Below are 25985 nucleotides of genomic sequence, written 5' to 3' on the forward strand. Positions count from 1 at the left end.
ATGGAGGGCCTCATCGCAGGCAAGCCAGCTCCCACATTTGGAATGCATTCCCCTGTGGGAGCTGGCTTGCCTGCGATGGCGCCATCACTGCCTACGCAAATGCCTGCTCCAGCGCTACACCTGCCCCGGTCAAACCGGAATACGGTGCCGTCACCAGCCACACCGGAATGCCTTTGAAGTAGTCGCTCATGCAGCCTTTGTCGCAAAAACTCTTGGCAAAACCACTCTTGATAAAGAAATCGGCAAAACGCGGGATCACGCCGCCCACGATGTACACCCCGCCACGACCGCCGGTGGTCAGCACGTTGTTACCGGCCACGCGGCCCAGCCAGATGCTGAACTGGTCCAGTACTTCCAGGGCAATCGGGTCGCCCGCCAGGCCAGCGGCAGTGATGGCCTCGGGGGTTTCCAGTACCGCCTCATGGCCGTCCACCGCGCAGATCGCCCGGTACAACCTGGGCAAACCGCCACCGCTCAAGGCGGTTTCCGCGCTGACATGGCCGATCTCAGTGTAGATGTGCTGCCACAGCTGGGCTTCGCGCGGGCTGCTCACCGGCAGGTCGACATGGCCGCCCTCCCCCGGCAATGCGGCCCAACGGCCATGGCCGAGGTCGAGCAAGGTGCCGACACCCAGGCCGGTGCCAGGGCCGATCACCACGGCCGGGCGCAAGGGCTCCGGCGTACCTTCGCACACCACACGGAATTCGTCGGGTTTGAGGCGGGTCATGCCCAGGGCCATGGCCGAGAAATCATTCACCAGCAACAGCTCGTCCACCTGCAAGGTCTTGCAGAAAGCAGTCTTGCTCAGGCGCCAGTGATTGTTGGTGAATTTAAATTCATCTCCACTCACTGGCCCTGCGACCGACAGGCACACCGCGCCAATCGAGCCGATGGCCAGGCCTTCTTCCTTGAGATAGACCTGGATCGCCTCTTCCGGGCTGGCATGATCCGCCGTCGCGTGGACGCGGATCGAATGCAGCTCCTGATCCCGCCACAACGCAAAACGGGCGTTGGTACCACCGATGTCACCGACCAGCGCAAGCTTCACTTAAGTGTCTCCAAGGCAGAGGTAAAGGCGCTGGCGCCCTGCTCTGCGGAGCTCGCGGCCAAACGCATAAACGCAAACAGCTCGCGACCGGCCCCCACGTTATTGCCCAGGAGGCCCGTGGCAGGCGCGCGCGCTGCAAATTCTTCAGCGTCCACCTTAAGCTCCAAGGTGCCTTTGACGCCATCCACGCGAATGATATCGCCATCGCGCACGCGTGCCAGTGGCCCGCCGCTCTGGGCTTCAGGGTTGACATGAATCGCGGCAGGGATCTTACCCGAGGCGCCGGACATACGCCCGTCTGTTACCAGGGCAACCTTGAAGCCACGGTCCTGCAGCACGCCGAGGAACGGGGTCATCTTGTGCAATTCCGGCATGCCGTTGGAGCGCGGGCCCTGGAAGCGCATCACGGCGACGAAGTCTTTTTCCAACTGGCCGGCCTTGAATGCATCGGCCAGGTCTTGCTGGTCCTGGAACACCACGGCCGGCGCTTCGACGATCTGATGCTCAAGGGCCACGGCGGAGACTTTCATCACACCACGGCCAAGGTTGCCTTCCATCACGCGAAGACCGCCTTCCGGGGAAAACGCACGGGCCACGGGGCGCAGGATGGTTTCGTCGAGGCTTTCGATCGGGCCTTCACGCCATACCAGCTCGCCGTCCACCAGGAACGGTTCCTGGGTGTAGCGGCTCAGGCCATGACCCGCCACGGTGTTGACGTCATTGTGCAGCAGGCCGGCTTCCAGCAGCTCGCGGATCAGGAACGACATGCCGCCCGCCGCCTGGAAGTGGTTGATGTCGGCCTTGCCGTTTGGATACACGTGGGACAGGGTCGGCACCACCTCGGAGAGGTCAGCCATGTCATCCCAGGTCAGGATGATGCCCGCCGACATGGCGATGGCCGGCATGTGCAGGGTGTGGTTGGTGGAGCCGCCGGTGGCATTGAGGGCGATGATGGAGTTGACGATGGATTTTTCGTCGACGATCTCGCCGATCGGCGTGAAGTTGCCGTTGGCCTTGGTCAGGCGCGTGACCTGGTGCGCGGCTTCGCGGGTCAGGGCGTCACGCAGCGGCGTGTACGGGTTGACGAACGAAGCGCCCGGCAAGTGCAGGCCCATCACTTCCATCAACAACTGGTTGGTGTTGGCGGTGCCGTAGAAGGTGCAGGTGCCCGGGCTGTGGTAGGACTTCATCTCCGATTCCAGCAGCTCTTCGCGGGTGGCCTTGCCTTCGGCATAGCGCTGGCGTACGTCGGCTTTCTGTTTGTTGGAGATCCCCGACGGCATCGGGCCGCCCGGGACGAAGATCATCGGCAGGTGGCCGTAGCGCAGGGCGCCCATCATCAGGCCGGGGACGATCTTGTCGCAGATGCCCAGCATCAGCGCGGCGTCGAACATGTTGTGGGACAGCGCTACCGCCGTCGACATCGCAATCACTTCGCGGCTCAGCAGGCTGAGCTCCATGCCCGGCTCGCCCTGGGTCACGCCATCGCACATGGCGGGGGTACCGCCGGCGAACTGGCCAACAGAGCCGACTTCACGCAGGGCTTTTTTGATTTGCTCGGGGAAATGTTCGTACGGCTGGTGGGCCGAGAGCATGTCGTTATATGACGAAACAATTGCCACGTTGGCGGCGTTCATCATGCGCAGGCTGTTTTTGTCTTCGGTGCCGCAACCGGCCACGCCGTGGGCAAAGTTGGCGCATTGCAGCTTGCCGCGCATCGGGCCGTCGCTGGCAGCGCCGCGAATGAGCGCAAGGTAGGCCTCACGGGTTGCACGGCTACGGGCGATAAGCCGTTCGGTGACCTCAAGAACGCGGGGATGCATGTATAGAACTCCAGGCTAACGGATGTGGCGACCCTCGTTCCTATGCTGGTCAAACGCCCGCCGCGAAGAGGTTGGCAGGGTGTTGCTTGACCAATCGGACCAGTTGATTCAGGTCACTCGTTGTTGATTGAACAAAATATTGCCACTAAAAAGGCTTGTTTTCTATTTTTATGCGAATAATCTTGTAATTCTTACAACAAATCGACGACAGGCACCTTCCAATGACTCTACGTATCGCTATCAATGGTTTTGGCCGTATTGGCCGTAATGTCCTGCGCGCACTTTATACCCAAGGCTACCGTCAGGATTTGCAGATCGTCGCCATCAACGATCTTGGCGACAGCTCGATCAATGCCCACCTGCTTAAATACGACACCGTCCACGGTACTTTCGATGCAGAGGTCGCCCACGATCAGGAAAGCCTGACCGTCAATGGTGACCGGATTGCCGTGAGTGCCATTCGCAACCCGGCCGACCTGCCGTGGGCTGCACACAAGGTGGACGTGGTCTTTGAATGCACCGGTCTGTTCACCGACCGTGACAAGGCCGCCGCCCATATTACCGCCGGCGCGCGCAAGGTGATCATCTCGGCCCCGGCCAAGGGCGCCGATGCCACCGTGGTGTACGGGGTAAACCATGACATTTTGCGTCAATCCCACCAGATCATCTCCAACGCTTCCTGCACCACCAACTGCCTGGCGCCAGTGGCCCAGGTGCTGCACCGCGAGCTGGGCATCGAAAGCGGCTTGATGACCACCATCCACGCCTACACCAACGACCAGAACCTGACCGACGTCTACCACACCGACCCGTACCGCGCGCGCTCGGCCACCCAGAACATGATCCCGAGCAAGACCGGCGCCGCCGAAGCCGTGGGCCTGGTGCTGCCGGAACTGGCAGGCAAACTGACCGGCATGGCCGTGCGTGTGCCGGTGATCAACGTGTCGCTGGTGGACCTCACCGTGCAACTGAAAAAAGAAGCCAGCGCCGAGCAAGTCAACGCGCTGCTGAAAGAAGCCAGCCAGCACTCGAAAATCCTCGGCTACAACACCCTGCCGCTGGTTTCCAGTGACTTCAACCATAACCCGCTTTCGTCGATCTTCGACGCCAATCACACCAAGGTCAGCGGCAAACTGCTGAAAGTGCTGGCCTGGTACGACAACGAGTGGGGCTTCTCGAACCGTATGCTGGATAACTGCCTGGCGCTCTGCAACGCCGAATAACTTGGCATTGATATCCCCTGTGGGAGCTGGCTTGCCTGCGATTGCATCACCTCGGCCTGACTGAAAGACCGAGTTGCCTGCATCGCGGGCAAGCCCGGCTCCCACAGGGATCTTCATCGCATCTCAATGTGCCACTTGCCATTTCAGTTGATGATAAGCATTATCATTTGCTGCAAATCGGTCTGGTATCACTGTGAGCCAATCTCGCTTCAACCAAGTCTTCCTCACTCAGCGTGTGATTCTGCTGCGCACCTTGCAGCGGATGGTGAATAACCACAGCACCGCCGAGGACCTGCTGCAGGAAACCTACCTGCGCGTCACCCGGGCCTTGAGCGAACGGCCGATCGACCACCTCGAACCCTTCGTGTACCAGACGGCGCGCAACCTCGCGCTGGACCACCTGCGTGCCCGCAGGATCCAGGCCCGCACCCTGCAGGAAGACGTCCCGATGGACATCCTGCAAAGCGTCGCCTCCCCCGTCAGCACCCCCGAAGACACGATCCAGGCCGAGCAGTTGCTGGAACAACTCAGTGTCAGCCTCGGCCAGTTGAGCGCCCGCCAGCAGCAGATCTTTATCCTCAGCCGCCTGCACGGTTGCAGCTATCAGGAAATCGCCGACAAGCTCGATGTGTCCCTGAGCACCGTACAAAAGGAACTGAAATTGATCATGGCCATCTGCATAGGTGTGGCCGAAAGACTGGATCGCCCTTAAGCTTTGTCGGCACAGTCTGTAGGACTATTGATTAAAACGTGGCGAAGACCCGAGGAACACCGTGACGGATCCGAATAAACTGCACCCCCATGAGCTGGCTCATGAGGTGTTGCAAGACACGGCTATGGACCAAGCCCTCGACTGGCTGATCGCCTTGCAGTGCCCGCAACCCGGGCAGCAGGCCGAGTTTGAAGCCTGGCTCGCCAGCGACCCGCTGCACGCCGAAGCCTTCATCAAGGCCCAGACCGCCTGGGGCGGCGCGCCCGTGCACAGCGCGGCCGTCGCCCTGAATGCGCCACGCAAACCCGGCGCCTGGCGCCGCATCAAACCCCATTGGAAGCCCCTGGCCACCGCCGCCGTGTTGCTGCTGGGCCTGTTCAGCTTCAGTAACCTGCCAATGCGCCTGCAGGCCGACCACCTGACCGTGGTGGGCGAGCGCCAGCGCCTGCAACTGGACGACGGCTCCAAAGTCCTGCTTAACACCAATTCCGCGTTCTCCAGCAGCATCAAGGACCACCAGCGCATCGCCCGCCTGTATCAGGGTGAAGCGTTTTTCGAGGTGCTGCCCAGCCGTGGCCTGCCCCTGGAAATCGACGCCGGCCCGGTGCGCGCCAGTGTGCGCGACACCGCCTTTGCCGTGCGCTACCTGAACGGTGAAGCCCAGGTTCAGGTGCAACGCGGCGATGTGGACCTGAGCAACACCTTTGACGACGCGCGGGTGCGCCTGAGCGCCGGTGAAAGTATCCGCATCGGGCCCAAGGGCTTCGGCCAACCCGCCAAACTCGATGCCACCAAGGACCTGGCCTGGATCGACGGCCGGCTGATTTTCGAAAACTGCCCGATGAGCGAAGTGCTGGCCGAGTTGCGCCGCTACTACCCCGGCTGGATCGTCAACAACAACGACAAGCTCGCCAGCGTCGCCGTCACCGGCAATTACCGCCTCGACCAGCCGCTGGACGTGGTGCGCTCCCTGGCCCACATCACCTCGGCCAAGCTCTCGGAATACCCGGCGCTGGTGATCCTGAACTAAATGAGAATTATTTTTACTCGATAGCCCAAGGCGGTACGTCTCGTTATAGCCAATGCAACTGATTCCTATTTGATTCAGTGTCGCAACTATAAGATTCGTACCTTCCGGAGCGCTCTCGATGTCCTCTCGTTTCAACCGCCGGTCCTCTTCGCCCGTTCGCCGCCACGGCTTGTCGCTGCTGACCGCCGCCATCCTGATGGCCGGTGCGCCCGTCATGGTCGCCAGTGCCGCAGAGCCTGCCACCCGCAGCCAGGGCAATTACAGCTTCAGCATCGAGCAACAATCCCTGGTCTCGGCGCTGAACGCCTTCACCGCCGTGACTGGCTGGCAAATCGGCCTGCCCGCCGAGTTGGGCCAGGGTGTGTCATCCCCTGGCGTACGTGGCTCGTTGCCGGCAGATAAAGCCCTGGACCGGCTGTTGGTGGGGACCAACCTGGGCTATCGCAAACTGAGCAACAACAATATCGTGCTGGAAAAACGCGCCGCCGCCGGCGCCATCACCCTGCAACAAATGACCATCAGCGCCACCCGCCAGGAACAGGCCGTGGACAGCGTGCCCAGCACCGTGAGCGTGCATGACCGCGAGGAGCTGGACCGCCAGAACGTCAACACCATCCGCGAACTGGTGCGCTATGAGCCGGGCGTGTCGGTGGGCGGTGCCGGTACCCGCTCCGGCAATGCCGGCTACAACATTCGCGGCATCGACGGCGACCGCATCCTCACCCAGGTGGACGGCGTCGAAGTTCCGGACAACTTCTTCAACGGTCCGTACGCCAAGACCCGCCGCAACTACGTCGACCCGGAAATCGTCAAGCGCGTGGAGATCCTGCGCGGCCCGGCCTCGGCCTTGTACGGCAGCAGCGCCATCGGTGGTGCGGTGAGCTACTTCACCCTCGACCCGGACGACATCATCAAGCCCGGCCAGGATTTTGGCGCACGCCTGAAGACCGGCTACAGCTCCGCCGACGAGAGCTGGCTGACCTCCGGCACCGTCGCCGGCCGCGTGCAGGACTTCGACGGTTTGCTGCACCTGAGCCAGCGCAACGGCCACGAAATGGAATCCTACGACGGCAACAACGCCACCGGCCTCGCGCGTACCGGCGCCAACCCGGAAGATGCACGCACCACCAACGTGCTGGCCAAACTGGGCTGGAACTACGGTGACGAGAACCGCCTGGGCCTGACCTACGAGAAGTTCAAGGACGATCGCGACACCAACCTGAAAAACGCAGTGGGTGGCCCGTTCGTCGGTGGCCGGGGCTTTAACTATTACCGCAGCCGTACGGGCAACGACACCATCACCCGTGAACGTTTTGGCATCGAAAACAAGTTCGCCCTCGACTCGCCGATTGCCGATCACATCAAGACCAGCCTCAACTACCAGATCGCCAAGACCGACCAGACCACCGCCGAAATCTACCAGCCATCGCGCAAGGTGTTGCGCACCCGCGAGACCCTGTACGAAGAGAAACAGTGGGTATTCGACGCGCAACTGGACAAGGCTTTCAGCATCGGCGAAACCAATCATGTCGTGACCTACGGCACCACCCTCAAGCAGCAGAAAGTCACCGGCTCCCGTGAAGGCGCCGCGACCTGCCTGGCAGTCGGCGGCGGCTGCACGGCCATCGGCGCACCAAGCCCGACGGCCAGCGACAGCGTGAAAAAAGCCAGCGACTTCCCCGACCCGACCATCAACTCCTACGCATTGTTTGCCCAGGACCAGATCGCCTGGGACAAGTGGACCTTCCTGCCCAGCGTGCGTTATGACTACATCCAGCTCAAACCCAAGCTGACCCAGGAATTCCTCAACACCGTCGACCCGACCCGCATCTACGACCACAGCGATTCGGAAAAGAACTGGCACCGTGTAACGCCCAAGTTCGGCATCACTTACGCGTTGACCGAGCAATACACCTGGTTCGGCCAATACGCCGAAGGTTATCGCACGCCGTCGGCCAAGGCCTTGTATGGCCGCTTTGAAAACCTGCAACAGGGCTACACCGTGGAACCCAACCCGGACCTCAAGCCGGAAAGCAGCCGCGGTGTCGAAACCGGGATTCGCGGCAACTTCGACTCGGGCTCGTTTGACGTGGCGGTGTACTACAACAAGTACCGTGACTTCATCGATGAAGACGCCTCGGTCGCCGGCGGCACCGTCCAGCAGTTCGAAGCCAACAACATCAAGCACGCCACCATCAAGGGCGTGGAAGCCAAGGGCCGCTTGAACCTCGACGTGTTTGGCGCACCGCAGGGCCTGTACACCCAAGGCTCCGTTGCCTACACCTACGGACGCAATGACGACAACGGCGAGCCGCTGAACAGCGTCAACCCGCTCAAGGGTGTGTTCGGCCTGGGTTACGACCAGCAGAACTACGGTGCACTGGTCAGCTGGACCCTGGTCAAGAAACAGGACCGCGTCGACAGCACCACCTTCTTCGCCCCCGACGGCAACAGCGCCAACGGCCCGTTCAAGACCCCGGGCTTCGGGATCGTCGACCTGACCGGTTTCTACAAGGTCACCAACGACGTGACCATCAACGGCGGCCTGTACAACCTGACCGACAAGAAATACTGGAACTGGGATGACGTGCGCAGCTACGACAGCGTGGGCGAAGCCGGCGTGACCGGGCCGGCCAACCTGGACCGCCTGACCCAGCCAGGCCGCAATTTTGCGATCAACCTGATCTGGGACATCTGATCAATGGAGCCTCACCCCGCTGGAAATTTATCTGCGCCGGGGTGAGGATTTTTTACTGTGACGCGTCTTCTGGTTCGTCTAGTTCATAACAGCCTGGCAACCAGACGCTTCCTCTTCTCAAGGACATCTTCATGACTGCTTCTCCTACTGCTGAACGCCCAAGCCTGCGCTCCCAACGCCTGAACCAGATCACCAACGAGCCGCATACCAAGCTCGACGCCTTGGTGAAGGCCCATGCACCGTTTGAAACCCAGGCCAACTTCGCCCGCTTCGTGGTCGCGCAGTACCTGTTCCAGTCGGAACTGGTGGCGCTGTATAACGACCGCGAGCTGATCAAGCTCGTCCCCGACCTGGCCGAACGCTGCCGCGCCGAGGCTGCCAGGCTGGACCTGGGCGACCTGGACACCGAAGTCCCGGCCCCGGTGGCCGGCGCTGTGAAAAACCCGAGCAAGGCCGAAGCCCTGGGCTGGCTGTTCGTGTCTGAAGGCTCCAAGCTGGGCGCTGCGTTTCTGATCAAGCGTGCGGTGGGCCTGGGCTTGAGCGAAACCTTCGGTGCCCGCCACCTGGGCGAGCCGGCCGGCGGTCGTGCGCAAGGCTGGAAAAGCTTCACCCGCACCCTCGACGCGCTGGAACTCACTGCCGAAGAAGAAGCCGAAGCGGAAAAAGGCGCGGTGGATGCGTTCGTGCGCTTCACCGTGTTGCTGGAACAGGCGTACGCTAGCGCCCCTGAACTGGCCTGATTTTTCTGTAGAAACCCAATCCATGTGGGAGCTGGCTTGCCTGCGATGCAGTCACCTCGGTGTATCTGAAAGACCGAGTTGATGCTATCGCAGGCAAGCCAGCTCCCACATTTGATCCGGTTTCAATCCCTATAATCTGCACCCCACTCCACCCTGCAAGCCCCACTAAAATGACCGGCAAAACCCAATCCTCGTCCAAAATCGCCCGCGTCCTGTTCGGCCTCCTGGCCTACGTCAGCCTGGGCATCGGCCTGGTTGCGATTGTGGTACCGGGCTTACCCACCACCGAATTCATCCTGCTGGCCGCCTGGGCCGCCACCAAAAGCTCCCCGCGCCTGAGTGCCTGGCTGGAAAACCACCGGCTGTTCGGGCCGATCCTGTTCAATTGGCGCAACGGCAAAATCATCGCCCGCCGCGCCAAGGTCAGTGCCACAGTGAGCATGTTGCTCTGCGCCGGCCTGATGCTGGTGATGCTCGACCACGGCTGGCCGATCTACCTGGCCATCGCCGGGATGAGCCTGGGCAACCTGTGGATCTGGTCACGCCCGGAACGCCTCCCACACCCCGCCTGACAACGTCCTACCGCTCATCGACTTCCCCTCATGAACCGCCGGCCCAAGCCGATGTTCCGGGCATAGCGCCGAATGGACTCGCGTGAGCTTGCAGATCAATAAGTCCATTCGCGGGTACACCTATGTTCGACACCCTCTCCATTCGCTTGAAAATCGTGCTGCTGTCCGGTCTTTGCCTGCTGGGGGTGATCGCCCTGGTAGTCGGCATGAACCTCTACCAGACCAACCAGAACGATGAACTGATCAGCGATTCAAGCTCGCGAATGCTCACCGACAGCGTGCAGAACCTGTTGCAGGCCAAGGCCGCCGAACAGGCGGTGCAACTGCAAAAGACCTTCGGCGAAAGCCTGTTGGTGGTCACCGCCCTCGCCGACCAGATCAAGGACCTGCGCAGCCTGGCGGGCAAGCGCTCGCTGGACGCCGGGGCCTTGCGTGAAGAACTCAACCACAGCCTGAAAACCGCCTTCGACCGCAACAGCAAGGTGCTCGGCATCTGGCTGTCGTTCGAGCCAAATGCTCTGGACGGCAAGGACAGCGAATTTCTCAACGATGCCGCCCGGGCTTCAAACGAAAAAGGCCGCTTTTCCAGCTACTGGAGCCGCGCCGGTGGTGAGGGCCTGAACACGGTGATGGTCGAGGACGACCTGACCAAGACCAGCCTCAACCTCAGCGGCACGCCCTACAACATCTGGTACACCTGCCCGCGGGATACCCGCAACACCTGCCTGCTGGACCCGTATGAAGACACCGTGGCCGGTAAACCGGTGTTGATGACCACCATTTCCCTGCCCCTGCTGGTCGACGGCAAAGTGATCGGCGTGGTGGGTGTCGACCTAGCCCTCAACACCCTGCAAGCCGCGACCGATGCAGCGCAAAAAGAGCTGTTCAACGGTGCCGGGCACCTGGAGATTCTCTCCAGCACGGGCCTGATCGCCGGCTACAGCGGCGAACCCGCCAAAGTCGGCAAGAACCTGATCGACACCCTCGGCGCCGAAGGCAAGGAGATTGTGCAACTGTTGGCCAGCGATACCCGCAAGATTCGCGAGGAAGACGGCACGATCCGCGCGGTGTACCCGGTCAAGCCGATTGCCGACGCCAAGTCCTGGGGCATCGTCATCAAACTGCCCAAGGAAGTGTTGCTGGCTGACGCCCACAAACTCCAGGCCGTACTCGACAAGGCCCAGGCCAGTGGCACCGTCAAGGCGCTGCTGGTGGGCGCAGCCGCCGGCTTGCTGGGCCTGCTGCTGATCTGGCTGACGGCCACCGGCGTGACCCGGCCGATCAACAGCGTGGCCGCCATGCTCAAGGAAATCGCCAGCGGCGATGGCGATCTCACCCAGCGCCTGGCCTACGCCAAAAAAGACGAGCTGGGCGAACTGGTGAACTGGTTCAACCGCTTCCTGGACAAGCTGCAGCCGACCATCGCGCAGATCAAGCAAAGCATCACCGAAGCCCGTGGCACCGCCGACCAGTCTTCGGAAATCGCGCGTCAGACCAGTGAAGGCATGCAGGTGCAGTTCCGTGAGATCGACCAGGTGGCCACGGCCTCGAACGAAATGAGCGCCACCGCCCACGATGTGGCCAACAGCGCCTCCAACGCCGCCAGCGCGGCCCGGGGTGCCGACCAGTCAGCCCGGGAAGGCATGCAGATTATTGAACGCAGCACCCGCGACATCACCACCCTGGCCGAAGAAGTCAGCAAGGCCGTGACCGAGGTCGAAGCCCTGGCGGTGAACAGCGAGCAGATCGGCTCGGTACTGGAAGTGATCCGCAGCATTGCCGAACAGACCAACCTGCTGGCCCTGAACGCCGCGATTGAAGCCGCACGCGCCGGGGAAAGCGGGCGCGGTTTTGCGGTGGTGGCCGATGAGGTGCGCAACCTGGCCAAACGTACCCAGGATTCGGTCGAGGAGATTCGCCTGGTGATCGAACGCATCCAGACCGGCACCCGCGGGGTGGTGGCGACCATGCATTCGAGCCAGAGCCAGGCGCAGAACAATGCCGGGCAGATTCACCAGGCGGTGCAGGCCCTGGGCAAGATCAGCGATGCGGTGACGGTGATCAGCGACATGAACCTGCAGATCGCCAGCGCCGCCGAGCAACAGAGTGCGGTGGCCGAGGAGGTCAACCGCAACGTCTCGGCGATCCGCACCGTGACCGAAACCCTGACCGGCCAAGCCACCGAGTCAGCGGCCATCAGCAGCCAACTCAATGCGCTGGCCAGCCAGCAGATGAAGCTGATGGATCAGTTTCGGGTTTAAACCGTGAGGCCCCAATGTGGGAGCTGGCTTGCCTGCGATAGCATCACCTCGGTGTAACTGACACACCGAGGCGCCTGCATCGCGGGCAAGCCCGGCTCCCACACAAAGCAGATTTGTGCTGCTTATTGACCCGTCCAGGCGGCCACAAACGGCGCCAGGTCTTCTTTCGGGGCCGTACGCGGCGGGTTTTGTGGGGTGCCCAGATAGAGGAAGCCAATCACTTCCTCATCCGCTGTCAGACCCAACCCTTTGGCGACGTGGGCCGAATACGACAACTCACCGGTGCGCCACACCGCACCGATCCCCTGGGCGTACGCCGCCAGCAGAATCCCATGGGCCGCACAGGCCGCCGCCAGCAGTTGCTCGGACTTCGGCACCTTGAAGTGTTCTTGCAGACGAGCGATTACGACAACAACCAACGGCGCACGCAGCGGGCCATTTTGCGCCTTGTCGATAAACGCCTGGGGCGCGTCGGCGTCTTGCAGGCGAGCGGCTTCAGCCAGCAGCGTGCCCATGCGCTCACGTGCCGCACCTTCCACCGTCAGGAAGCGCCAGGGCCGCAGTTGGCCGTGGTCCGGGGCGCGCATGGCAGCGGCGAACAACAGGTCGCGCTGCTCCTGGGTCGGTGCCGGTTCCAGCAGTCGCGGCACGGAAACACGGTTGAGCAAAGCGTCGAGAGCCTGCATTGGCCACCTCCAGAGAAAAATGTGCGGTCATTCTAGCGGGAATGAATCGGATACCACCAAACGATAATTGCTCTTATTCAATCCGCCCTGCCCTGTTAGACTTTGCGGCCTTATTTTCAGCCCAGGTTCAGGAAGACTGATGCCGCGTTCGCCCCTTCGCCTGTCTGCACTGTTGATGGCCCTGAGCCTGAGTGCCTGCGATGACGCGCCCCGCTTTACCAAGGCGGAGCCGGGCGAAGCGCGCGCGGGCGGTGCGACAACGGTGAGGAAGACCGATCAGAACGCCTTCTCCCTGCCCTCGGCCAACCTGTCGCCCACCCGGCGCCTGGACTTCAGCGTAGGCAACAGTTTCTTCCGCAGCCCCTGGGTGATTGCCCCGTCCACCACCACCGCCCGCGACGGGTTGGGGCCGCTGTTCAATACCAACGCCTGCCAGAACTGCCATATCAAGGATGGCCGTGGTCATCCGCCGTTGCCCGATGCGCCCAACGCGGTGTCGATGCTGGTGCGCCTGTCGATTCCCGATGCGCCGCCCTATGCCAGGGTCATCGAACAACTGGGTGTCGTCCCCGAGCCCGTCTACGGTGGGCAATTGCAGGACATGGCCGTGCCCGGCGTTGCGCCGGAAGGCAAGGTGCGGGTCGACTACACACCGGTCAATGTCAGCTTCAAGGACGGCACCGTGGTGGAGTTGCGCAAGCCGGCGCTGCAGATCACCCAGCTCGGCTACGGCCCGATGCACCCCGACACGCGCTTCTCCGCACGGGTAGCCCCGCCGATGATCGGCCTGGGCTTGCTGGAAGCGATTGCCGACGCCGACATTCTGCGCAACACCGACCCGAAAACCGCCGACAAGGAAGCCCTCGTCGGACGGGCGAATTGGGTCTGGGACGACGCGCAACACAAGACCGTCCTCGGCCGATTTGGCTGGAAAGCCGGGCAACCGAACCTCAATCAACAAAATGTTCACGCGTTCTCTGGTGATATGGGCCTCACCACGTCCCTGAGACCGTTCGATGATTGCACCGATGCACAAGTGGCCTGCAAACAGGCGCCCAACGGCAATGGCCCGGACGGCGAGCCCGAGGTCAGCGACAACATCCTGCGCCTGGTGCTGTTCTACACCCGCAACCTGGCCGTGCCCGCCCGCCGCGACGTCAACGCGCCACAGGTGCTGGCCGGGAAAAACCTGTTCTACCAGGCCGGTTGCCAGGGCTGCCACACCCCGCAATTCACCACGGCGCCAACGGCTGCCGAACCTGAATTGGCCAATCAGGTGATTCGCCCCTACAGCGACTTGCTGCTGCACGACATGGGCGACGGCCTGGCCGACAACCGCAGCGAATTCAAGGCCGGTGGTCGCGACTGGCGTACGCCGCCGTTGTGGGGCATTGGCCTGACGCAAGCCGTGAGTGGCCACACCCAGTTTTTGCATGATGGCCGCGCCCGCAACCTGATGGAGGCCGTGCTGTGGCACGGCGGTGAAGCCCAGGCGGCGCAGCAGCATGTGTTGTCGTTCAATGCCGAGCAGCGCGCCGCGTTGCTGGCATTTCTGAATTCTTTATAAGCTTTGTCCTAATTACAGAAGGGAGCTCGACATGTTCCGTCCCAAGTTGTTGTTCACCAGCCTGGCCGCCCTCGCCCTGGGTGCGTGCTCGCCCCAGGACCCGCAGGCGGTGACCTCGGCGGCCATCGCCAAGCAAGTGATCCTGCCGACCTACAGCCGCTGGGTTGAAGCCGACCGCCAACTGGCCGTCAGCGCCCTGGCCTACTGCCAGGGCAAGGAAAGCCTGGAGACCGCCCGCGCCGACTTCCTGCACGCGCAAAAAGCCTGGGCCGAGTTGCAACCACTGCTGATCGGCCCGTTGGCCGAGGGCAACCGCTCGTGGCAGGTGCAGTTCTGGCCGGACAAGAAAAACCTGGTGGGCCGTCAGGTCGAACAACTGGTGACCGCCCAACCGCAAATCGATGCCGCCGCACTGGCCAAATCCAGCGTCGTGGTGCAAGGCCTGTCGGCCTACGAATACATCCTCTACGACGCCAAGACCGACCTGGCGGACGAGACGCAAAAAGCCCGCTACTGCCCGCTGCTGGTGGCCATCGGCGAACGCCAGAAACTGCTCGCCGAAGAGATCCTGTCGAGCTGGAACAGCACCGACGGCATGCTGGCGCAGATGACCAAGTTTCCTAACCAGCGCTACGCCGATTCCCACGAAGCCATCGCTGATTTGCTGCGGGTTCAAGTGACCGCGCTGGACACCCTGAAGAAAAAACTCGGCACCCCGATGGGCCGCCAGACCAAGGGCATCCCGCAACCGTTCCAGGCCGATGCATGGCGCAGCCAGTCGTCCCTGCAAAGCCTGGAGGCCAGCCTGGCTGCCGCCCAGACCGTGTGGGTCGGCGTCGACAACAAAGGCCTGCGTGGCCTGTTGCCTGCCGATCAAAAGCCGTTGGCTGACAAGATCGACGCCGCGTATGCCGCGTCCCTGAAACTGTTCGCCAGCAACCAGCGTACGTTGAATGAACTGCTGGCTGACGATGGCGGGCGCCAGCAACTCAACGATATCTACGACAGCCTCAACGTGGTCCACCGCCTGCACGAAGGCGAGCTGGCCAAGGCGCTGGGCATCCAACTGGGCTTTAACGCCAACGACGGTGACTGATGATGCTCAGGCGACAGGCTTTGGCGATCGGTAGCGTGCTGCTCAGTGCAATCACCCTGGGTGGCTGGACGCTGTTCAAGCAGAAGGGCAAAAGCCCGCTGCTGCTCTCGGCGCGGGATGACAGTGATGGCAAACACTACGCCGTCGGCTTCCACCTGGACGGCAAGCAAGTGTTTGCCACCCAGGTTGGCCAGCGCTGCCATGACATCATCAACCACCCGGCGCTGCCGATTGCACTGTTTGTCGCCCGTCGGCCGGGCACCGAGAGTTATCTGATCGACTTGCGTGATGGGGCGCTGCTGCAAACCATTACCTCCAAATCCAATCGCCACTTCTATGGGCATGCGGTGGTGCACAAGGACGGCGAGTGGCTGTATGCCACGGAGAACGACACGTCCGATCCGGGCCGCGGTTTGCTGGGTGTGTATCGGTTTGAGGGTGAGCGGTTGGTGCACACCGGGGAGATTTCTACCCATGGGATCGGGCCGCATCAGGTGTCGTGGATGCCTGACGGTGAGACGCTGGTGGTGGCTAACGGCGGGATTCGCACCGAGGCCGAGAGCCGGGTGGAGATGAACCTGAATGCCATGGAGCCGAGTCTGGTCCTGATGAACCGTGACGGGACGCTGCTGAGCAAGGAGACCTTGGACCAGCAGATGAACAGTGTGCGGCACATGGGGATTGCCAGCGACGGGACGATCCTCGCGGGGCAGCAGTTCATGGGGCCTTCTCATGAGCGGTCGGAGTTGCTGGCGATCAAGCGGCCAGGGCAGGCGTTTGTGGCGTTTCCGGTGGCGGATGAGCAGTTGCAGGCCATGGGGCATTACACGGCCAGTGTGGCGGTGCACAGTGAGTTGCGGCTGGTGGCGCTGACGGCGCCCCGGGGGAATCGGTTCTTTATCTGGAACATGGACAGCGCGGAGTTGCTGCTGGACGGGCCCTTGCCGGATTGTGCCGGGGTGGGTGCGGTGGCGGACGGGTTCGTGGTGACTTCGGGTCAGGGGCGTTGCCGGTTTTATGATTGTCGGCAGGTGCCGTTGGTGGGTAAGCCGCTGGAGTTGCCGGCGGGGCTTTGGGATAACCATCTGCACCTGGTTTGATCGGGGGCATATCCGTTATTTAGGTAACGGCCGCCTAGGGTTCCGCTCTTACAGCGGCTCACTTTTGAACAGCCGGAATGCCGGCCCAGTCAAAAGTAAGCAAAACGCTCTTGCCCCACCACTCGGCACCTCGCCTAGGCTCGGTGTGCCCGCACGCAGGCAGAGTGTGGTGAAGCAAAGGCGAAATCAAAAGCTAAAGCGAACACGATCCCCTGTAGGAGCTGGCTTGCCGGCGATGGCATCCACGGGGTGTACCTGATGCACCGAGTCGCCTGCATCGCCGGCAAGCCAGCTCCTACAGAAAAGCAAAGCCACCCCGTAGCAGCTGTCGAGCGCCAGCGAGGCTGCGTGCTTTTGATCTTGATCTGCGGGCCCCGTTAACCACGATGGCCGGAGTGCGGGCATGCCGAGCCTAAGCGAGGCACCGAGTGGTGGGGCAAAGCGTTTTTTGGTTACTTTTTTAGGCGTTTGTAAAAAAGTGACTCGCTGTAAGAGCGAAACCATAAGTAGCCGTTACCTAAATAACGGATATGTACTCAATAAACCAACCACCCCAAAAACCAAGCTCAAATAAAAGGCCTCGAACCAGCGAGGCCTTTTATTTGGGCTTCAATCTCTTCAACTTTGTGGCCTCATCCCTTGGGACATCCCAAACATGAACAACAACAACTCATGATCAGGCTTGGCCGTAACACCGACCTTGGCGATCCGCGGCATCGGGCATTGCTGCCCGGCACCCTGCACCGCACTGAGGACTTGTGTCCGGGGCTGCTCCCAAGCAGCCAGGGCAAGGGCCGCTATGCCCAACGCCCCCAACAGAAACAAACCTCGTGCAATTTCTAGCTTCATTACGTTAAACCTTTGATAGCGCTGCCAAACGCCGTCTCGTAAAAGTAGCTGAGTTTTTTCCAGTCCGTAGAATTCCACGACGAATGGCGACGCAATTGCAGCATGTCATGCCGAGCCGCCCGCAACGCGGTCAACCGCTGGCGGCACTTCTCGAAATCCAGCAACGCCACTTCCACCTTGGCCGCATCGCCCTCGCCCGTCACCCGCACAAAAATATGCTTGATATACAGGCAACCATGCTGCCAACGGCCCTTGTGCATCCGCGCCAGGGTACCGGCCAATTCCTTGAGCAGGCGCTCGTGCACCAACTCACCGTACTGCTCACGACCACCCGCGGCGTACCAGTTTTCGATCTCGTCGAAACCGTCCAGCGACGCCGTCACCAGCAACGCCTTCCATTGGTGCTCCGGGTCGCGGCGGGCTTCGCAGAACACCAGTTCCGGCACGCGTACATCCAGCAAACGCAGGCCCTTGAGGGCATCGCGCTCACGCAACACAGTGGGGCGTCCAAAAGGATGGAGCCAACTGCGGTAGATATGGCCGGTCTGGCGCTTGCTGTAGAGCAAACGACCATTGGTGCCCATCACCCGTTGCACACCACTTTCACCGCCACGACGACGATTGGGTTCCTCGACCCACTCGCCCTGCTGGCGCCAGAAATAATCAAATCGCTCCTCGGGAGCTACTTCACTACCTGCTAAACACTCGACAGCCATCCTGTTACCTCTTGCGCAATACATACACTCGCCACATGGCGTAGAGCGGTATGAAGTCCAGTGATTCCTGAATACGGAAACCGGCTTGTTCAAACTCTGCTTCAACAGTAGCAGCCGGTAACACGAATCGATTTTGGTAACCTTCCTGCTCACCCTTTTTGCGACGGCGCACTTCGGCACGCTTGCGTTTCCAGGCCTTGAAGTTGCCATCCACCCACAACGAGATAATCACGCTGTCGCGGGTAACACGTTGAAACTCACGCAGTATTGCCAGCCTGTGCGCGGGGTCACCGATGTGGTGCATCAAGCGCATGCAGAAAATGCTGTCGACTGCGTTGTCTGGCAAATCAATATCAAAGGCAGACGTCTGCAAGGGCCGTACCCGTTTCACCACATCCGCCGGTTGGGCGACAGTGGCGATTTTCAACATCGACGCTGAATTGTCGGCGCCGATGATCACACGGTTGGGCTTTTCTGCCAGCAGCGGCCAGAAACGCCCCGCCCCACACGGTAAGTCCAGCACCAGGCCAGGCTCACCGGCCATGGCCAGCGCACCCCGCGCCAATTGCTCGTCGCGTTTGTGGGACAACCGGCGAGCCAGATTGTCCTGATGCTTGAGCAAATATTTCTGCGCGTGTTGATCGTCGTACTTTTCGGAAAATTCGAGCTTGGTCGGAGTAGGCATCAACGGGTCCCCAGTTACTGATGCCTACAACCCTAAGCAGAATCCTGTGATCAACAGGTCAACACGTTGTGAAAAACTTGTCCTGTCGAATCCTATACATTACAAAACTTTGCAGATACAAGTCGTGGCATGTTGCCATCTTCGGCGAAAAATGGGGATTCTGCCGCAGGATAGCGGCAGGACAGGTATCAGGGTTTGACCGGGCTCAACTCGACATGAAAGCGGCAGCCATTGGGCTCCATGGTACTGAGGCTGACGCTCCAGCCCTGGTTTTCGCAGATGCGCTGGACCAGGGACAGCCCCAGGCCCAGGCCTTCGCCGCGCTTTTCACTGCCGCGCACAAATGGCTCGAACATCGCTTCGCGCTTGTCCTCGGGAATCCCCACGCCGGAGTCTTCCACCACGAAGCCACTCGGCTCCAGGGTGAGGCGGATAAAGCCACGTTCGGTGTAATGCAGTGCATTACGCAGCAGGTTGCCCATCACCGCGTGCAGGAAGGTCGCGTTGTAGCGGGTATCCAACGGTGCGCCGGGCTGATAGACCAACTCAAGGCCCTTGTGCTCGATGGGCTCACGCCAGATTCCCAGCAGATCGTCGGCCACCTGCGCCAGGTTGGCCTGGGGCGACATGCCCGCCTCCTCGCGCTGGGCACGGGCCAGCATCAGGAAGGTCTGCACCAGTTCGCGCATTTCTTCACAGGCCCGCGCAATGCGTTCAACCTGTTTGCGGCCGCGCTGATCAATGGCCGGATTCTCCAGCAACAATTCGCAGGAACTGGCGAGCACCATCAGCGGAGTACGCAACTCGTGGCTGACATCACTGGTAAACAGCTGCTCCCGGGACAACGCCTGGCGCAAGCGGCCCAGGGTCGCGTCGAAGGCCACGGCCAACTCGCCCACCTCATCCGCCGCATAATCCGGGGCCAGGGGCGGCGCCAGGCCGAGTAACTGGTCGCGATGGCGTACCTGGCGGGCCAGGCGCACCACCGGCGCCATGACCTTGCGGGCCAGCACCCAGCCGAGGAACACCGCCAGCGCCAGGCTGAGCACAAACCCCACCAGCACCACGGCAAACAGCACGCGCTCGCGCTCTTCGAAATCACTCTGGTCTTGCAGCAAGACATAGCGGCGACCGTCGACGATTTCGACCATCGCGTGGTAGGAAAGCTGCTCGCGGAACACCTCGTGAAAACCGGCGTCCAGGTGGCGCAAGTCTTTGGGCAGCTCGAAATCGCCGGGGCCGCCGCTGAAGTAGAACAACTGGTCGGGCTCGGGACGGTGGCTCCAGTCCTCGACGCTGTCCATCAGCAGCAGGCGTTGCAAGTCACCGCCCAGGCCTGCCGAAATGAGCTTTTCTTCCACCAGGTGCACCGTGGCGACGATGCCCATGGCGAAGGCCCCCGCCACCAACGCGCTCATCAAGGCGAAGGCAATGATGATCCGCTGGGCAAGGCTTTGCTTAAACTCCATCACGACCCTCGGCCAGGCGATAACCCACACCGTGCACCGTTTGCAGCAACGGTTTGGCGAAGGGTTTATCAATCACCTGACGCAGTTGATGAACATGGCTGCGCAAGCTGTCGCTGTCCGGGCAGTCATCGCCCCACAGGGCTTCTTCGAGAATTTCGCGGCGCAACACGTGAGGGCTTTTTTGCATCAGCACCGCCAGCAGCTTCAGGCCGACCGGGTTGAGCTTGAGCAGGCGCCCTTCGCGGGTGACTTCCAGGGTGTCGAGGTCGTAATTCAGGTCACCGACCTGCAAGGCCCGGCGACCGCCGCCCTGGGCACGGCGCAGCACCGCCTCGATGCGTGCGGCCAGTTCCGACAGCGCAAACGGCTTGAGCAGGTAGTCATCGGCGCCGGACTTGAAGCCCTGCAGCCGGTCGTCCAACTGGTCGCGGGCGGTGAGCATGATCACCGGCGTGTCGCGGCGGGCATCTTCGCGCAGGCGTTTGCACAGGGTGTAGCCATCAATGCCAGGCAGCATGATGTCGAGCACGATCAGGTCGTAATGTTCGGTGGCAGCCAGGTGCAGGCCCGACAAACCGTCCTGCGCACAGTCTACGGTGTAGCCCTTCAGCCCCAGGTAATCGGCCAGGTTGGCCAGAATATCGCGGTTGTCTTCAACCAATAAAATTCGCATGGGCAGTGTCTCCGTACGCGGTAACGGCCGTGTTGGCTCGCGCAGCTTAAGGCCAAGTATGGCTCACGGCTAGGCCTGAAGGCCGCGCCGATTACTGTTTTCAACCGATTGCGGGTGTTAACGAGTTTTTCACTATAGGTTCACAACCTGACTACAGTGTCAGCGCGAAGATCGCGCCCATCGAAAATAAGGAACATTGCCATGGGCTTTCCAAAAACGGCGCCAATGCGCTATTTGCTGTTGGTGACCGGTGCCTGGCTGGTGGTATTTCTACTGACCCGCATCCTGCTGCTGGTAACCCACCTGGACGAAGTCAGCGGCAACCTGCTGCCGGTATTCGGTGTGGGCCTGCTCTACGACCTGGGCTTCCTCGCCTATGCCGCCCTACCACTGGGCCTGTACCTGTTGCTGTGCCCGCCGGCGTTGTGGCGCCGCCGTGGCCATCGCTGGTTCCTGCAGGCAGTCCTCACCGTCAGCCTGTTCGCCATGCTCTTCACCAGCGTGGCGGAGTGGTTGTTCTGGGACGAGTTCGGCGTGCGCTTCAACTTCATTGCCGTGGATTACCTGGTTTACTCCAAAGAGGTGCTGAACAACCTGCTGGAGTCGTATCCGATCGGCAAGCTGCTGAGCCTGCTGGCCGTGATGGCCATCGTCCTCAGCCTGGCTTTGCGCAAACCGTTCAACGCCGCGATGAATGCACCATTGCCTGCCATGCGAAAACGCCTGCTCAGCGCCCTGGGCTTGTTGCTGGTAGCAGGCCTGAGCCTGCAACTGATCAACCAGGACCGCCCGCGCAGCCAAGGTGGTAACGCCTACAACAACGAACTGGCGAGCAACGGCCCCTATCAGTTCTTTGCCGCCTTCCGTAACAACGAACTGGACTACAACCAGTTCTACAAGAGCCTGCCGGCCGATGTGGTCGCCAAGCAGTTGCGCGCCGAACTCAGTGAGCCCAATGCACGGTTTATCGGTACTGACCCACTGGATATCCGTCGCGCCATTACCAACCCGGGCACGCTGCGCAAACCCAATATCGTGCTGGTGACCATCGAAAGCTTCAGTGCCAAGTACATGGGCAGCAACGGCGACCCGAATAACCTCACGCCCAACCTCGACGCGCTGCGCAAGCAAAGCCTGTACTTCAATAACTTCTACGCCACCGGCACCCGCACCGACCGCGGCCTGGAAGCCATCACCCTGGCCATTCCACCGACGCCGGGACGCTCCATCGTCAAGCGCATCGGCCGTGAAAGCGGCTTCGGCAGCCTGGGCCAACAGCTCAACGCCGTTGGCTATGACAGCGTGTTTGTCTACGGTGGCCGTGGCTACTTCGACAACATGAACGCGTTTTTCAGCGGCAACGGTTATCGCGTGGTTGACCAGAGCAGCGTGCCCGAGTCAGAAATCAGCTTCAAAAACGCCTGGGGCATGGCTGACGAAGACCTCTATAAACAGACGCTGAAGCTGGCGGACGAAGACTACGCCAAGCAGCAACCCTTCCTGCTGCAACTGATGACCACCTCCAACCACCGCCCCTATACCTACCCGGCGGGCCGCATTGATATCAAATCCGGCGACGGTCGCGACGGCGCGGTGAAGTACACCGACTACGCCATCGGCCAGTTCCTGGACGCGGCGCGCCAGAAGCCGTGGTTCGACAACACTATCTTTATCTTCGTCGCCGACCACACCGCAGGCAGCGCGGGCAAGGAAGACTTGCCGATGGTCAATTACCAGATTCCGCTGTTCATCTACGCCCCCAAGTTGATCGACGCCGGCGAGAACGCGAAGCTGGCCAGCCAGATCGACCTGGCGCCGACGCTGCTGGGCTTGCTGAACCTGAGCTACGAGTCGACGTTTTTTGGCCGCAACCTGCTGCAGGACAACCCGCTGCCGCCACGGGTAGTGGTGGGCAATTACCAATACCTGGGATTGTTCGACGGTAACGACCTGGCGATCCTCAGCCCGCGCCAAGGCCTGCGTCGCCATGACCAGGCACTGGGCGACAGCCACGAGTCCCAGGTTGGCAGTGATGACCCGTTGATCCAGCGCGCCATTACCTACTACCAGGGCGCCAGCTACGACTACAAACAACAGTTGCTGAGCTGGAAGACGCCCAAGGACGAAGTCCCCCAGGTGAGTGCACGCTAACCAAAACGCCCCGGCCAGGCCTGTCCGGGGCTTTTTTTAGAGTTTGAGTTCGCCATGCAAACAGTCGCTGCTCGTCCCGTTTCCAAACCCCTCAACTTCTCGCTGGGCCTCGGCGTGCCTGCCGTGTTGGCGGTGCTCATGCTGTTGCTGGAGCTGACATCGCTGGACATGGACGTGGCCAAGTTGTTTTACAACGCTGGTGAAGGCGGCTTTGTGGGCCGGCACAGTTTTTTTCTGGAGGACATCCTTCACGATCGCGCCAAGCAGATGGTGATCGTGTTTTCGGTATTGGCCATCGCCGGGTTTGCCGGGGCATTTGTGGTGGAGCGGCTCAAACCCTATCGCCGGGAGCTGGGTTGCCTGGTGTTGTCGCTGGCACTGGCCACCTCGTTTGTATCGCCGTTGAAGACCGTGACCGCAGTGCAATGCCCGTGGAGCGTCAAGGAGTTTGGCGGCCAGGAGACCTACAGCGAACTGCTGAGCCCCCGACCGCCCACCGACAAACCCGGGCGCTGCTGGCCGGGCGGGCATGCGGCCACCGGCTTTGCCTTGTTTGCGTTGTTTTTTGCCCTGCGGGATCGGCGGCCGAGGATGGCGCGCTGGGCATTTATGTTTGCCCTGGGGCTGGGCACGGTGCTTTCGGTGAGCCGCACGATGCAAGGCGCACACTTTCTTTCCCATAACGTGTGGACGGCGATTTTCAGCTGGCTGATCTGTTTGGGGGCGTATTACTTCTTGCTGTACCGGCCAGTCAAAACCTCCCCAATGCAGGCCGCAACCGCGTGATGAACAGCCCTTGCCTCGCCGGGGGCAAGGGCGCAACACTCTGCGCACTTTTCTGGCAACGATCCCGCTGAGCCATGTCCGATACCCTGCTGCTGATCGAAGACGACCTGCCCCTGGCGGCACTCACGGCCGAGTTCCTGCGCGCCGAGGGATTTACTGTCGCGGTGGAACACCGTGGCGACCGCGCCGCCCAGCGTATCCGCGATGAACAGCCGGCACTGCTGATCCTCGATGTAATGCTGCCGGGCATCGACGGTTTTACCCTGTGCCGCCAGATTCGCGACCACTATCCCGGGCTGATCCTGATGATGACCGCCCTGGACGAGAACGCCGAACAGTTGGTGGGGTTTGCCGCCGGCGCCGACGACTATGTAGTCAAGCCGATCGATCCTTTATTGTTGTTGGCGCGAATCCGCTCGCTGCTGCGCCGCCATCCTCAGGCACACCGCAGTTACTATCAGTGGGGCACTTTTCGGCTGGACCTGAACAACCACTTCGCGTGGCTTGGCGAGGCGCCCTTGCAGTTTTCGGTGGCCGAATTCGAGCTGCTCGCCATCTTCGCCCGTCACTGCGGCGTATTGCTCACCCGGGAAAAACTGCTCCAGCGCCTGCGCGGCCTGGAGTACGACGGCCTGAATCGTTCGATTGACATGCGGGTATCGCGCTTGCGCAAAAAACTGATGAGCCTTGAGTGCCCCGTGACCATCCAGACCATCACCGCCCAGGGATACCTGTTCGTCGAGATCCCGACGGGGAGCCAGCATGCTGTCTAAAGTACGCCCATGGATGGCCATCGCAGCCGGTACCAGTTGGGCGGCCCTCACCCTTTACCTGTTGTGGCTGTGCACGAATGCTGCGGTGTTTATCGGCGACTACAGTTTCCTGCGCCTGATGGCCGGCCCGGGTTATCTGGTGGCCGAGCAACTCAAGGCGTTCCCCCCCGAACAGCGCGAGGCGCAGATCGAGGCGCTGCAAGCGCGCTTTCAGTACCCGGTGAGCCTGGTGAAAAAGGATGATATTGAGCTGCCGCCCGAAGCCCTCGTCATGCTCGACCACCATCAACCGGCGCAGAACAGTGATGAAGACATCACCTACTTCCCGCTGGACGACGACACGGTGATTCAATTCGGCCCCCTGTGGGGCACCGCCGAAGTGAAGGACCTGATGCAATACCCGGTGTATTGGCTGACCGCCTGTGTCGCCGGCCTGCCGGTCATGCTGTTGCTCTGGCTCACCTTGCGCGCCCGACGCAAATACACCCACGACCTCAACACCCTCAACGCCAGCGTTGCGGCACTCGCCCGCACACCCAACACGCTGCTGCCGGCGATGAGCCAGGAGTGGGCCCCGCTGCTGCTGACATTGCGACAGCATGCCCAGGACATCACGTCGATGGGCGAACGCCACCGCGAGGTTTCCCAGGCGGTGTCCCACGAACTGCGCACGCCCCTGGCCCGGATGCGATTTGCCCTGGCGCTGCTGAGTAAAAGTGCCGACCCTGACACCCGCATCCGCCTGCAAGAGCGGCTGCAAACCGACATCGAGGAGCTGGAGTCGCTGGTTCGCGCCAGCCTCGCTTTTGCGCGGCTGGCCGATGCACCCAGCGACCTGCAGCATGAGCCGATCAATATCCGTGACTGGCTGCAACAGGAGTTTGCCCTGCTGGACGGGCACCATCGCTTGCTCACCCTGGACACCAACCCCGCCGACCTGGAGCTGATCGGTGATCGCGCCCTGCTGCACCTGATCGTGCGCAACCTGCTGAGCAACGCCATCACGTACGCCCGCGAACAGGTGAACGTCAGTGCCTCGTGCCAGGGCCAAGACCTGGTGCTGCATGTGGACGATGACGGCCCCGGTGTGTTGCCGGAAAACCGCGAAAAGATCTTCGAACCCTTCGTCCGCCTGGCCATGGGCGGTGACGAGCCCAGCGGGTTTGGCCTCGGCCTGGCGCTGGCCAAGCGAGCCTGCCATTGGCACCACGGGGAGCTGTCGATCACCCGCAGCCCATTGGGCGGCGCGCGCCTGACCCTGACCCTGGCGCTGCGCCCGGGTTAGGCTGTTACAGCCTGTGACAGTGGAACCTGCGCGCTGCCGCTA

The 25985-nt window shown here is 61.5% G+C and carries 22 protein-coding genes and 1 pseudogene; 15 read left to right on the forward strand and 8 right to left on the reverse strand.

Annotated features, from left to right (window positions below):
- Positions 1 to 91: 91 nt before the first annotated feature.
- Positions 92 to 1048: a glucokinase gene (locus M2400_RS12860; protein ID WP_177045955.1), complete on the reverse strand. Its 957-nt coding sequence runs from the start codon at positions 1046 to 1048 to the stop codon at positions 92 to 94.
- On the reverse strand, positions 1045 to 2871 hold the full coding sequence (edd, locus tag M2400_RS12865) for a phosphogluconate dehydratase (protein WP_177045954.1): 1827 nt from the start codon (positions 2869 to 2871) through the stop codon (positions 1045 to 1047). Before edd ends, M2400_RS12860 begins: the two co-directional genes overlap by 4 nt.
- Before the next feature lie 221 nt (positions 2872 to 3092).
- Here edd and gap point away from each other — a divergent pair, with 221 nt between their 5' ends.
- The 8 genes and pseudogenes from gap to M2400_RS33570 all read left to right on the forward strand — a co-directional run bounded on the left by gap (position 3093) and on the right by M2400_RS33570 (position 12107).
- Entirely contained in the window at positions 3093 to 4094 is a 1002-nt protein-coding gene (gap, locus tag M2400_RS12870; RefSeq protein WP_003214117.1) for a type I glyceraldehyde-3-phosphate dehydrogenase, read from the forward strand.
- Positions 4095 to 4287: 193 nt separating this feature from the next.
- The gene (locus tag M2400_RS12875; RefSeq protein ID WP_177045946.1) at positions 4288 to 4806 is read left to right on the forward strand and encodes an RNA polymerase sigma factor; all 519 of its coding nucleotides are present in this window, start codon (positions 4288 to 4290) and stop codon (positions 4804 to 4806) included.
- Between the two features lie 61 nt (positions 4807 to 4867).
- Positions 4868 to 5836 (forward strand): FecR domain-containing protein, encoded by a 969-nt coding sequence (locus M2400_RS12880; RefSeq protein WP_177045944.1) that lies wholly within the window; start codon positions 4868 to 4870, stop codon positions 5834 to 5836.
- Between the two features lie 118 nt (positions 5837 to 5954).
- Positions 5955 to 8534, forward strand: a complete 2580-nt coding sequence (locus M2400_RS12885; RefSeq protein ID WP_259196886.1) for a TonB-dependent receptor — start codon at positions 5955 to 5957, stop codon at positions 8532 to 8534.
- A 131-nt stretch (positions 8535 to 8665) separates the two neighbouring features.
- Complete coding sequence (locus M2400_RS12890; protein ID WP_177115604.1) at positions 8666 to 9274, forward strand: biliverdin-producing heme oxygenase; 609 nt, start codon at positions 8666 to 8668, stop codon at positions 9272 to 9274.
- Between the two features lie 170 nt (positions 9275 to 9444).
- Positions 9445 to 9846 carry a YbaN family protein gene (locus M2400_RS12895; protein WP_177046072.1) on the forward strand — a complete coding sequence of 134 codons (402 nt, stop codon included), beginning with the start codon at positions 9445 to 9447 and terminating at the stop codon, positions 9844 to 9846.
- Between the two features lie 263 nt (positions 9847 to 10109).
- A pseudogene (locus M2400_RS33565) lies at positions 10110 to 11249 on the forward strand (HAMP domain-containing protein); the annotation flags it as partial.
- A gap of 102 nt (positions 11250 to 11351) precedes the next feature.
- Positions 11352 to 12107 (forward strand): methyl-accepting chemotaxis protein, encoded by a 756-nt coding sequence (locus M2400_RS33570; RefSeq protein ID WP_371132077.1) that lies wholly within the window; start codon positions 11352 to 11354, stop codon positions 12105 to 12107.
- Positions 12108 to 12229: 122 nt separating this feature from the next.
- On the opposite strand, the gene M2400_RS12905 is transcribed toward M2400_RS33570, so the two are convergent.
- Positions 12230 to 12793 (reverse strand): NAD(P)H nitroreductase, encoded by a 564-nt coding sequence (locus M2400_RS12905; RefSeq protein ID WP_177078797.1) that lies wholly within the window; start codon positions 12791 to 12793, stop codon positions 12230 to 12232.
- A gap of 139 nt (positions 12794 to 12932) precedes the next feature.
- Here M2400_RS12905 and M2400_RS12910 point away from each other — a divergent pair, with 139 nt between their 5' ends.
- Genes M2400_RS12910 through M2400_RS12920 form a run of 3 tightly spaced genes read left to right on the forward strand, consistent with a single transcriptional unit; the run spans position 12933 to position 16556 of the window.
- The gene (locus M2400_RS12910) at positions 12933 to 14360 is read left to right on the forward strand and encodes a di-heme oxidoredictase family protein (RefSeq protein WP_259196898.1); all 1428 of its coding nucleotides are present in this window, start codon (positions 12933 to 12935) and stop codon (positions 14358 to 14360) included.
- 31 nt (positions 14361 to 14391) lie between these two features.
- The gene (locus tag M2400_RS12915; RefSeq protein ID WP_177045932.1) at positions 14392 to 15456 is read left to right on the forward strand and encodes an imelysin family protein; all 1065 of its coding nucleotides are present in this window, start codon (positions 14392 to 14394) and stop codon (positions 15454 to 15456) included.
- A 2-nt stretch (positions 15457 to 15458) separates the two neighbouring features.
- Entirely contained in the window at positions 15459 to 16556 is a 1098-nt protein-coding gene (locus M2400_RS12920; protein ID WP_259197026.1) for a DUF1513 domain-containing protein, read from the forward strand.
- 618 nt (positions 16557 to 17174) lie between these two features.
- Here M2400_RS12920 and M2400_RS12925 read toward each other — a convergent pair.
- From M2400_RS12925 to colR, 5 genes are all read right to left on the reverse strand, one after another.
- On the reverse strand, positions 17175 to 17405 hold the full coding sequence (locus tag M2400_RS12925) for a hypothetical protein (RefSeq protein WP_177046750.1): 231 nt from the start codon (positions 17403 to 17405) through the stop codon (positions 17175 to 17177).
- Positions 17405 to 18121 (reverse strand): lipopolysaccharide kinase InaA family protein, encoded by a 717-nt coding sequence (locus M2400_RS12930; RefSeq protein ID WP_177046752.1) that lies wholly within the window; start codon positions 18119 to 18121, stop codon positions 17405 to 17407. Before M2400_RS12930 ends, M2400_RS12925 begins: the two co-directional genes overlap by 1 nt.
- Before the next feature lie 4 nt (positions 18122 to 18125).
- Positions 18126 to 18806, reverse strand: a complete 681-nt coding sequence (locus M2400_RS12935; protein WP_177115600.1) for a class I SAM-dependent methyltransferase — start codon at positions 18804 to 18806, stop codon at positions 18126 to 18128.
- Between the two features lie 188 nt (positions 18807 to 18994).
- Positions 18995 to 20275 carry a HAMP domain-containing sensor histidine kinase gene (locus tag M2400_RS12940; RefSeq protein WP_177046756.1) on the reverse strand — a complete coding sequence of 427 codons (1281 nt, stop codon included), beginning with the start codon at positions 20273 to 20275 and terminating at the stop codon, positions 18995 to 18997.
- Positions 20265 to 20948 (reverse strand): two-component system response regulator ColR, encoded by a 684-nt coding sequence (gene colR / locus M2400_RS12945; RefSeq protein ID WP_003208587.1) that lies wholly within the window; start codon positions 20946 to 20948, stop codon positions 20265 to 20267. The genes M2400_RS12940 and colR overlap by 11 nt, the downstream gene beginning before the upstream one ends.
- A 201-nt stretch (positions 20949 to 21149) precedes the next feature.
- On the opposite strand from colR, the gene M2400_RS12950 reads away from it, so the two are divergent.
- From M2400_RS12950 to M2400_RS12965, 4 genes are all read left to right on the forward strand, one after another.
- Complete coding sequence (locus M2400_RS12950; RefSeq protein WP_259196901.1) at positions 21150 to 23099, forward strand: LTA synthase family protein; 1950 nt, start codon at positions 21150 to 21152, stop codon at positions 23097 to 23099.
- Between the two features lie 54 nt (positions 23100 to 23153).
- Positions 23154 to 23885, forward strand: coding sequence for a phosphatase PAP2 family protein (locus tag M2400_RS12955; protein WP_259196903.1), 732 nt, complete (start codon positions 23154 to 23156; stop codon positions 23883 to 23885).
- 74 nt (positions 23886 to 23959) lie between these two features.
- Positions 23960 to 24658, forward strand: a complete 699-nt coding sequence (locus M2400_RS12960) for a response regulator transcription factor (RefSeq protein WP_177046762.1) — start codon at positions 23960 to 23962, stop codon at positions 24656 to 24658.
- Entirely contained in the window at positions 24648 to 25943 is a 1296-nt protein-coding gene (locus tag M2400_RS12965) for a HAMP domain-containing sensor histidine kinase (protein ID WP_259196905.1), read from the forward strand. Before M2400_RS12960 ends, M2400_RS12965 begins: the two co-directional genes overlap by 11 nt.
- Positions 25944 to 25985: the final 42 nt, after the last annotated feature.

This window comes from Pseudomonas sp. BIGb0558, assembly GCF_024807515.1.
Classification (GTDB): domain Bacteria; phylum Pseudomonadota; class Gammaproteobacteria; order Pseudomonadales; family Pseudomonadaceae; genus Aquipseudomonas; species Aquipseudomonas yamanorum_A.

What these genes read in the sequence shown, in the direction of transcription:
- edd (WP_177045954.1), bottom strand. Translation starts at nt 2,871, where the DNA reads ATGCATCCCCGCGTTCTTGAGGTCACCGAACGGCTTATCGCCCGTAGC.
- gap (WP_003214117.1), top strand. Translation starts at nt 3,093, where the DNA reads ATGACTCTACGTATCGCTATCAATGGTTTTGGCCGTATTGGCCGTAAT.
- M2400_RS12885 (WP_259196886.1), top strand. Translation starts at nt 5,955, where the DNA reads ATGTCCTCTCGTTTCAACCGCCGGTCCTCTTCGCCCGTTCGCCGCCAC.
- M2400_RS12890 (WP_177115604.1), top strand. Translation starts at nt 8,666, where the DNA reads ATGACTGCTTCTCCTACTGCTGAACGCCCAAGCCTGCGCTCCCAACGC.
- M2400_RS12895 (WP_177046072.1), top strand. Translation starts at nt 9,445, where the DNA reads ATGACCGGCAAAACCCAATCCTCGTCCAAAATCGCCCGCGTCCTGTTC.
- M2400_RS33570 (WP_371132077.1), top strand. Translation starts at nt 11,352, where the DNA reads ATGCAGGTGCAGTTCCGTGAGATCGACCAGGTGGCCACGGCCTCGAAC.
- M2400_RS12905 (WP_177078797.1), bottom strand. Translation starts at nt 12,793, where the DNA reads ATGCAGGCTCTCGACGCTTTGCTCAACCGTGTTTCCGTGCCGCGACTG.
- M2400_RS12910 (WP_259196898.1), top strand. Translation starts at nt 12,933, where the DNA reads ATGCCGCGTTCGCCCCTTCGCCTGTCTGCACTGTTGATGGCCCTGAGC.
- M2400_RS12915 (WP_177045932.1), top strand. Translation starts at nt 14,392, where the DNA reads ATGTTCCGTCCCAAGTTGTTGTTCACCAGCCTGGCCGCCCTCGCCCTG.
- M2400_RS12920 (WP_259197026.1), top strand. Translation starts at nt 15,459, where the DNA reads ATGCTCAGGCGACAGGCTTTGGCGATCGGTAGCGTGCTGCTCAGTGCA.
- M2400_RS12925 (WP_177046750.1), bottom strand. Translation starts at nt 17,405, where the DNA reads ATGAAGCTAGAAATTGCACGAGGTTTGTTTCTGTTGGGGGCGTTGGGC.
- M2400_RS12930 (WP_177046752.1), bottom strand. Translation starts at nt 18,121, where the DNA reads ATGGCTGTCGAGTGTTTAGCAGGTAGTGAAGTAGCTCCCGAGGAGCGA.
- M2400_RS12935 (WP_177115600.1), bottom strand. Translation starts at nt 18,806, where the DNA reads ATGCCTACTCCGACCAAGCTCGAATTTTCCGAAAAGTACGACGATCAA.
- M2400_RS12940 (WP_177046756.1), bottom strand. Translation starts at nt 20,275, where the DNA reads ATGGAGTTTAAGCAAAGCCTTGCCCAGCGGATCATCATTGCCTTCGCC.
- colR (WP_003208587.1), bottom strand. Translation starts at nt 20,948, where the DNA reads ATGCGAATTTTATTGGTTGAAGACAACCGCGATATTCTGGCCAACCTG.
- M2400_RS12950 (WP_259196901.1), top strand. Translation starts at nt 21,150, where the DNA reads ATGGGCTTTCCAAAAACGGCGCCAATGCGCTATTTGCTGTTGGTGACC.
- M2400_RS12955 (WP_259196903.1), top strand. Translation starts at nt 23,154, where the DNA reads ATGCAAACAGTCGCTGCTCGTCCCGTTTCCAAACCCCTCAACTTCTCG.
- M2400_RS12960 (WP_177046762.1), top strand. Translation starts at nt 23,960, where the DNA reads ATGTCCGATACCCTGCTGCTGATCGAAGACGACCTGCCCCTGGCGGCA.
- M2400_RS12965 (WP_259196905.1), top strand. Translation starts at nt 24,648, where the DNA reads ATGCTGTCTAAAGTACGCCCATGGATGGCCATCGCAGCCGGTACCAGT.